The following is an 8,226-nucleotide window of genomic DNA, read 5'->3' as shown; positions in this document are numbered from 1 at the left end:
AACTTGGCACACTATTGAGTTCTCAAACAACAGGCACATCCGGCCTACTCAGAAAAACCATTCCCAACCGGAAACTTTCTTTTCTTTTCGCACCGCTGTGGTGTTTTACCAGCATATTCCATCCAGGCCGTTTTAGCAATTCGGTGAATTCCGAAGAATTCCCACCAAACCGGCTATAAAAGCCCTTCCGAACCCAGCATCCAGTCCCAGGCTTTCCCGCCGGCACACAAGGCGCGCAGCAGATCCACCATCAAAAGGAAGTTGGGGTTTGGCCGCCATGCTTCGGGCGCTTCATGCTTTCCAGCAGAGCGTCCCGGCCGCGGCGACTCAGAAAACATTACACGTGCCCGGGCACCCGTGCAAATCCACAGGATGTGGTCTCGGACACCTGCGCGACCCCTCCTCGCGGCCCTTGCGAACCGTCTTTCCCGGCTTCCTCCCTTACCTATATACGTACGCCTATATAAGGGCCCTGAACAGTGCCTGCGTAAAACGTTTGCGGCGGAGCGCTACAGCCCGCGGTGGAAGTCAGCAACTACGGGGAAGGGCTTGAACCCGGCAGCCGTGTAAGTGGCGGTGGCTCCCTTGTTCGCGGACTCCGCGCACACAACCGCGGTGGAGGAACCCAGCTGCTGCAGGCAGAGGGCGGCCGCCAAGGTAATTGCCCTGCCGTGGCCGTGGCCCCGGTGGGCGCGGTGCACTCCCATAGGTTCGATCAGCCCCGGGCTGCCCGGACCCGACGACCAGACCGTGGCAGTGGCAACCGCCCGCCCGGCGGCGTCGTAGGCCAGCAGGCGGCGCGCCTGGGCATACAGCGGACCTGCGGCCATAGTGTGCCACCGATCCAATGTGAACCTGGATGTCCCGAAGGAAGCGTTCTGTACCTCCACCCGTGTCTGGGCCAGGTTCGGTCCAACCACTTCCAGCCGCAGCCCGGGGTCTTCCACCGGCTGACCAAGCTCACGGACTAAGGGAGTCCACAGCTCCCCCGGGGTCCAGCCCGCCTCCTTAATGCTCTGGCGCAGCGCTTCTCCTACGCGTGCCTCCACGGACGCTTCACCGGCCGGCAGGACTCCGCGTTTCGGATCTGCGGCGTCTGCCGCTATCCGGGCGGCAAGTTCGGCGTCCAGTGATGCCTCCGGGTCTATTGCCACGCGCAGCAGCGAAGCACCGTCCTGGAAACCGACGGCGAGCATCTTCCCGTCTCTGGCCCAAACCCTCAGGCGGGCAGCCAGATTCCGGGCACCGATCTGCCACGCCCAGCCCAAATCTCCCGGATGCAGCTGAACAGGGAGCCAGTCGAGCTGCCAGGCGCCCAGTGTCCGGGCAACCTCCGGCAGCTCCGGCGGCCTGGGAGTCTTCAGGATGATTGCCATAGTCCATGACACAACAAACGCCCCGGAGACTGGAGCCGCCGCGCCGCTTTTTGAGCCGGCGTGGTACATCCGCTCTCCTCTGCATGGTCCACGGCTGCAACAACTCCCAGGAGCGGACGCAGGACGGAAAGGGCGCCTGAAAAATCGGGTAGACTGTTTTCCGGCCCCTCATGTGGTGTCATCCTGTGAACTCCCCCAGGACCGGAAGGTAGCAAGGGTAAGCGGGCTCTGGCAGGTGCATGGGGGGTCTTTAATTTATCCGGAAACGGCGGTTTTCCACCGCCCCGGGTCCGGATGCGAACCGTCAGTGCCAACCGATAGGGTTCTATCTGTGAGTACAGCCCTTTACCGCCGCTACCGTCCCGAGAGCTTCGCGGACGTGATCGGCCAGGAGCATGTCACCGAGCCGCTGATGGCGGCCCTCTCAAAGAACCGCGTCAACCACGCCTACCTCTTCTCGGGTCCGCGCGGCTGCGGCAAGACCACCTCTGCCCGCATCCTTGCACGCTGCCTGAACTGCGCCCAGGGCCCCACGCCGATCCCGTGCGGAACATGCGACAGCTGCGTTGAACTTGCCCGCAACGGTGCCGGCAGCCTCGACGTCATCGAGATCGACGCGGCCAGCCACGGCGGCGTCGACGACGCCCGTGACCTGCGCGAACGTGCCACCTTCGCCCCCGTGCGCGACCGCTACAAGATCTTCATCATCGATGAGGCCCACATGGTCACTTCGGCCGGGTTCAACGCCCTCCTGAAGATCGTCGAAGAGCCGCCGGAACACATCAAGTTCATCTTTGCCACCACGGAACCGGACAAGGTCATTGGAACCATCCGCTCCCGCACACACCATTACCCGTTCCGGCTGGTCCCGCCGGAACCCCTGCTGGCCTACCTTGAAAAGCTCTGCGTGCAGGAAAACGTGCCGGTGGCTCCAGGCGTGCTGTCCCTCGTTATCCGGGCCGGCGGCGGGTCCGTGCGCGACTCGCTTTCGGTGCTTGACCAGCTGATGGCAGGCGCCGGGGAAGCCGGGCTCGATTACGAACTTGCCGTTAACCTGCTTGGCTACACTCACGTTGCGCTGCTCGACGACGTTGTTGATGCCTTTGCCGCCGGCGACGCCGCCACGGTCTTCAGCGCAGTGGACCGCGTCATCCAGACCGGTCAGGATCCGCGGCGCTTCGTGGAAGACCTGCTGGAACGTTTCCGCGACCTTATTGTGGTCAGCGCGATGCCGGACAGCGCCGCTGCGGTGCTCCGCGGAGTTCCCGAAGACCAGATCAACCGGATGCGCACCCAGGCCTCCCAGTTCGGCGGGGCTGAGCTCTCCCGCGCTGCCGACATCACCAACACCGCGCTGACGGAGATGACGGGGGCTACGTCCCCGCGCCTGCACCTGGAACTGCTCTGCGCGCGGATCCTCCTTCCCGCGGCGGACAAGTCCGAGCGCGGCACCGCTGCACGGGTGGACCGGATCGAACGCCGGCTCAGCTACGCAGGCGACGCCGCGCAGGCTATGCCGCAGGACACCTCCTCCCAGGCGGGCGGCCGCCCGGCTGTCCGGCCGGTTTCAGGCCCGACGACGGCGCCGGCAGCTTCTCCTCGGACCGCAGCTCCTCAGGCCGCACCCGAAACCCCGGAGACGGCAGCCCCGGCCGCTGTGTCCGCACCTTCCCCTGTTTCAGCACCTTCCTCCGGTGGTTCCGCAGACTGGGGAGGAACGTGGGCAACTCCGGCTGCGGACTCCGTTACTTCGCCTGGCAACGGTGCTCCTGCCACCCCTGCTGCACCCGCTGCCTCAGGGCGGACATGGGACGACGTGTCCCGTGAAGCGGCCTCTTCGCAGCCGGTGCAGCAGCCTGCACAGGGAACCCGTCCCGACTCGGGGCAGTCCGCGCAGGCCGGTCCTGACGCAGGCCGGACTCCGCAGTCCGGCGTCTCCCCTGCCGGTGCACCGCAGGGGCAGCCCACCGGCGGGCCTGCCCAGCAGCAAACCCAGCCGGCCCGGCAGGTCCCGCCGCAGGGCCAGCCTTCCGGTGCACCCAGCGAGGCAACCCGGCATCAGGCACCGGCACAGCAGCAGGCCCCGGCACAGCAGGGCGCCGCGCCCGCAGCACCTGCAGCCGGCGGCGCGGGGCAAGTTGAAATGATCCGCCGTGCCTGGCCGGAAATCATGGACGCCCTGACCAGCATCCGCAGGGCAACCTGGCTGAACGTCAGCAAGAACGCTTCCCCGAGGGCCTTTGACGGACGGGTCCTGGAACTGGCGTTCTCGAACCCCGGTGCTGCGACCAACTTCAACCGGCCGGACCACCTGGAGAACCTGCGCAAGGCTATCCATCAGGTGCTGGGTGTGGACTGCCAGGTCAACGCCGTTCACGACAGTTCCGCGGCAGCGGGTGAACCCGGCCCAAAAGCTGGTAGCCGGCTAACCCCGCCGGCGCAGACTCCCGCACCGGCCCCTCAGGTCCAGGCCACTGCCCAGGCAGCAGCCTCGGTTCCGCAGGTCCAGTCACAACAGGCACCGGCACCGGCAGCCCAGGCACCGGCCGCCACAGCGCCAGCGCCGACCGTCCCGGCAGCAGTACCGGCTGACGTAACCCCGCCGGTTCAGCCGCAGTCCAACGCCCCGGCACAGGCGCAGCCCCAGGCTCACTCCGGTGCGTCTGCAGCTGTCCCTGGCCGGGCCACCGCCGATAGCGGCAGCGGTCCTGTGCAGGATGCCCCGGCCGCCGCCGTTCCTGCCGAATCACGCGCTGCATCCGCACCTACATCTGCATCTGCATCTGCAGAACAGCAGGCGCCCGCAGCCCAGGCTTCGGCACCAGCTTCGGCGACCCACGTTTCGGCGCCCCATGGCCAGGCACCCCAGGCCCCGGCAGAACAGTCACCGGCACAGCAGTCACCCGGTCGCCCGGATCCTGCCCGTCCGCAGCCTGCACCTCAAGCCCGGGACGACCGGCAGCGGCCCGCAGGCGCAACAACTCCGCCGCGCCGCACCGCCCCACTGCCTGAGGACTGGCCGCAGGAACCTTCGGAGCCGGCCGACGTACCTGAAAGCAATGCCTGGGAAACCGCTGCTGTCCCCGATGACATCCACGTCAGCAGTGCAGTCAGCGACGAGGAATGGGCAAGCACCAACTGGGCTGGAACCACTTCCGCCCGTCCGGGCACTGCACGCGCCGCGTCGGGACAGGCCGTTCCAGCGGGCCGCAATCCCTCAGCTGCAGGCCAGGGTTCTCCAGCCGCGCACGGAGCCAGTGCACACCTGCCCGGCCGGAACGCCACCCAGGGTCCCCCCGCCGGCGCCCAGCACGGCGCTCCCCCTTCCGCTGCACCGGCCCAGGAGCGCCCAGCTCCCGGGCACAATGGGCAGGGAGCTCCGGCCGCGCAGCAGCCGGCACCAGGACAGAAACTCAGCCGCTACCAGCAGCTGCTTCATGAGGCTGCCCAGCGCAACGGCACTGCTCCGGCTGCCGCAGCCCGCGGCAAAGTAGACTTGGGCTACGTCGAAGACGTTCCCAGTGCCGACGATGTAACTCTTGAAGATTCGGGACTGGTGGGCCGCAAGGCAATCGAACGGATCCTGGGCGGCCGGCTCATTGAGGAACGCAGCCTCGACGGCCATGGCGTCCACCGCTAGCCGGCAGCAACCAGCCGGAACAACAACTATTTCCCTAAGAAGGCCACGTGTACGAAGGTGCGGTTCAGGAACTGATCGACGAGTTGGGCCGCCTCCCCGGCGTGGGCCCCAAGTCGGCCCAGCGGATCGCGTTCCACATCCTTGAATCCAATGCCGAGGACATGTCCCGGCTGGCTTCGGCGATCGTCACCGTCAAGGAGAAGGTGAAGTTCTGCCAGGTCTGCGGCAACGTCACCGAGCAGGAGACCTGCAACATCTGCCGTGATCCCCGCCGGGACCCCACCATGATCTGCGTGGTGGAAGAGTCCAAGGACGTCATCGCCGTCGAACGCACCCGTTCCTTCCGCGGCCGCTACCACGTCCTCGGCGGGGCGATTAACCCGATCGCCGGCATCGGCCCTGACCAGCTGCGTATCCGGGAACTGCTGAGCCGTCTCTCCGATGAACAGATCAGCGAGATCATCATCGCCACGGACCCGAACCTCGAAGGCGAAGCAACAGCCACGTACCTGGTCCGGATGCTCAAGACCCTTGGCATCACCGTCACCCGCCTCGCCTCCGGCCTGCCGGTGGGCGGAGACCTGGAGTATGCCGACGAAATCACGCTGGGCCGCGCCTTCGAAGGACGCCGCAGCCTCAGTTAAGGGTCGAACCGCAGGGTCGGTCATGCCAGAGGTGCGGCGGCCAGCGTCGTCGTGCTGGCGGTGCGGTGAAGGCTGGAATCACTCGGCGCTGGTCTCCGCCGGTTCGGGACATTCCTCCGATTTGGGCAGTCATCCGCCGGCAATCCCCTGGTCTTTGGGACATTTCCGCCGATTTGGGACGCTGATCCCCGGCCCTTTCCCTGCACTTTGAGACATGCCTTCCGGTTTGGGACATTCCTGCGCGGCGCCACGGCTGGAATGTCCCAAACTGGCAGGAATGTCCCCACACGGAGGAAATCGGCGCCAGCTGTACTGCGGAAAGGCGGCGTCGCACCGGCCAAACGCTCGGGACCAGCATGCCGCTCCGAACAGCTAAGCGATACGGGTTCCCGCGGCCAGCTTCCGAGCAGGCGTCACCAGCCGGCGGCGGGCCAGCACGAGCAATATCCCGGTCCCCAGGACCTGTATTCCCAGTCCCAGCGGCCAGATCGGGAACGACGACGACGGCGCGGGAGCAGACGGGCTCCGAGCCTCTCCGTTGACGCACAGCGGCCCGCTGTATTCGGAGCCGCCCTGGGCATAGCGCACCGTTTCGCTGATGCCTTCCAGCGGGCCGCCGCTGAGGCTGCCCTCGCCGTAGGGAAGGGCATCTGCCAGCACTACAAAGGGGTTGGCAGCCAGGATCCAGGCGATCCGGTCGGTGTGGAGAACCTCGACCTCGTACATGGGACCCTCGCAGGTAAAGCCCGGTTCCTCCGCAGCCGGTGACGTGTAAGTCTCCGCCCACATCGGGGTGTTTGCTTCGGCAGTTCCGCGGACCAGCGGTGTGCTCAGGGCGAAGGCTATGAGGGTACCGATCGAGAGCAGCGCCACGAGCATGTAGGTCACCACGATCGAAAAGAGCGGCCGGTTGGCCAGCGTGGACACGGCCACACCAATCGCGCACACCAGGCCCAGTTCGACGCCGAGCATCAGCAGGGACACGACGGCGATCACCGGGTCCACTCCGCCGAGCGCCAGTGACCAGATCAGGAAGGGAAGGCTCGCCGCCAGGAAACCCAGGGACGCTGCCCAGGAGGCAAGCCATTTGCCGGCCAGCAGCTGACCGGGCCGCAGCAGGGTCACCTGCAGGACAGCCAGTGTTCCGGCGGCCCGGTCCCCGTTGACTGCGTTCGCGGAGAGCGCCGGAGCCACGAGCAGCCCGAAGAACAGCACAAAGGCGACCATCAGCTCGAACAGGACCTGTCCGGCGCTGGGCTCCTCGCCCGCAACCCACGCCGTGAAGGCTGCCACCAGTCCGATCACTACGAACCAGACGCCCAGCAGCACATACCAGCCCCTGGATCGGAGGCGCTGCTTCATTTCGAGCCCAAAGACGGTTCCAACGCCCCTGAAGTAACCGAGTCCCGCCTGCCGCGGTGCGAGCGCTGTGCTCATGCCTTCCCTGCTTCCAGGCTCATGTAAGTCTCTTCCAATGCTCCGGTTGCCGGGGCGAAAGCGGAAACGTCGACGCCGGACTGGACCAGGTGCCGCAGGACCGCAACGGCCTGCTCCTCACCTGCCAGCTGGACACGGACGTGCCGGCGGCGGGTTCCCTCTCCCACATCGGGAGTCAGCCCGCCGGCCTCGAGGGCCCGCAGCAGTGCTCCCGTGTTCCCCGCGCTGACCGCGTACCAGCGCAGCTGGGTTCCGACGTCGTCCATGTTTTGTGTCTTGACGGTCTCGCCGCCGGAAACGAACACGGCCCGGTCGGCCATTTCGTCGAGTTCGGAGAGCACATGGGAGGAGACCATGACGGTCTTGCCGTCCGCAGCCAGGCGGCGCAGCAGCAGCCGGAGTTCCACGCGGGAGCCTGGGTCGAGCCCGGACGCGGGTTCATCCAGCAGCAGGACGGCCGGGTCATGAATGAGGGCCCGGGCAAGGCTTAGGCGCTGCTGCTGTCCGCGTGAGAAGACGCGTGCGGGTTTGTGCGCCAGATCGGCCAGGCGCACCTGCTCCAGCAGTTCACCGGCCCGGGAAGCCGCCGCTGCCGGGGCCATTCCGTACAGCCGGCCCATCGTGATCAGGATTTCGGTGGCGGTCAGCGAGTCCCAGACGCCCAGTGTGTCCGGCATCCAGCCGACGGAGCGGCGGACGCTAAGCGGATCCTCCACCGGATCTGCCCCGGCGATGCGAATCGTTCCGGAGTCCGGTGCCAGCAGGGACGCCAGCATCAGCAGCAGCGTCGTTTTGCCGGATCCGTTCGGTCCAATCAGCGCGGTGACCGCTCCCGCCGGCGCTTCAAAGCTCATGCCGCGGACGGCCTGCACTGCGCCGAAGCTGCGTTTGACGTCCTGGGCGGATATGCCGCCGGTCTCAGTAGTCCCCATACGGTCACACTATCTGCCCCGTTTGCCACACGGTGAGGCAGGCGCGGTAAAGACCGCCGGTTCCGGCGCCGCGCATGCGGCAACTATTCTTCCGACGGGTTCGTTAAGTACAGGTTGAGCGGCATGTCGGCATCATTTCAGTGGTGCCGCGGCCCCGCTATAGACTTTGAAGGTTGGCCGCCGAGCGCGGCCCTTTC

General features: G+C 66.5%; 5 protein-coding genes and 1 other RNA gene. 3 read left to right on the top strand and 3 right to left on the bottom strand.

What is annotated here, in order from left to right:
• Positions 1 to 509: 509 nt before the first annotated feature.
• A complete protein-coding gene (locus AO716_RS09415) occupies positions 510 to 1,376 on the bottom strand; it encodes a GNAT family N-acetyltransferase (protein WP_055240638.1) in 867 nt (288 codons plus the stop codon).
• Positions 1,377 to 1,535: 159 nt separating this feature from the next.
• Between AO716_RS09415 and ffs the strand changes: the two genes are divergently transcribed.
• The 3 genes from ffs (at position 1,536) to recR (ending at position 5,660) form a co-directional block, all read left to right on the top strand.
• An RNA gene (ffs, locus tag AO716_RS17035) (signal recognition particle sRNA small type) lies at positions 1,536 to 1,631 on the top strand.
• A 76-nt stretch (positions 1,632 to 1,707) separates the two neighbouring features.
• Positions 1,708 to 5,016, top strand: a complete 3,309-nt coding sequence (locus AO716_RS09410; RefSeq protein WP_082413458.1) for a DNA polymerase III subunit gamma and tau — start codon at positions 1,708 to 1,710, stop codon at positions 5,014 to 5,016.
• 47 nt (positions 5,017 to 5,063) lie between these two features.
• Positions 5,064 to 5,660 (top strand): recombination mediator RecR, encoded by a 597-nt coding sequence (gene recR / locus AO716_RS09405; RefSeq protein ID WP_055240637.1) that lies wholly within the window; start codon positions 5,064 to 5,066, stop codon positions 5,658 to 5,660.
• Between the two features lie 372 nt (positions 5,661 to 6,032).
• Here recR and AO716_RS09400 read toward each other — a convergent pair whose 3' ends face one another.
• Positions 6,033 to 7,097 carry an ABC transporter permease gene (locus tag AO716_RS09400; protein ID WP_055240636.1) on the bottom strand — a complete coding sequence of 355 codons (1,065 nt, stop codon included), beginning with the start codon at positions 7,095 to 7,097 and terminating at the stop codon, positions 6,033 to 6,035.
• Positions 7,094 to 8,029, bottom strand: a complete 936-nt coding sequence (locus tag AO716_RS09395; RefSeq protein ID WP_055240635.1) for an ABC transporter ATP-binding protein — start codon at positions 8,027 to 8,029, stop codon at positions 7,094 to 7,096. Before AO716_RS09395 ends, AO716_RS09400 begins: the two co-directional genes overlap by 4 nt.
• Positions 8,030 to 8,226 lie beyond the last annotated feature (197 nt).

The sequence above is a fragment of the Arthrobacter sp. Edens01 genome, assembly GCF_001307035.1.
Classification (GTDB): Bacteria; Actinomycetota; Actinomycetes; order Actinomycetales; family Micrococcaceae; genus Arthrobacter_B.
Note: the sequence above shows the minus strand (reverse complement) of the source record. Positions and strands in the feature narration are given on the sequence as shown.

What these genes read in the sequence shown, in the direction of transcription:
- AO716_RS09415 (WP_055240638.1), bottom strand. Translation starts at nt 1,376, where the DNA reads ATGGCAATCATCCTGAAGACTCCCAGGCCGCCGGAGCTGCCGGAGGTT.
- AO716_RS09400 (WP_055240636.1), bottom strand. Translation starts at nt 7,097, where the DNA reads ATGAGCACAGCGCTCGCACCGCGGCAGGCGGGACTCGGTTACTTCAGG.
- AO716_RS09395 (WP_055240635.1), bottom strand. Translation starts at nt 8,029, where the DNA reads ATGGGGACTACTGAGACCGGCGGCATATCCGCCCAGGACGTCAAACGC.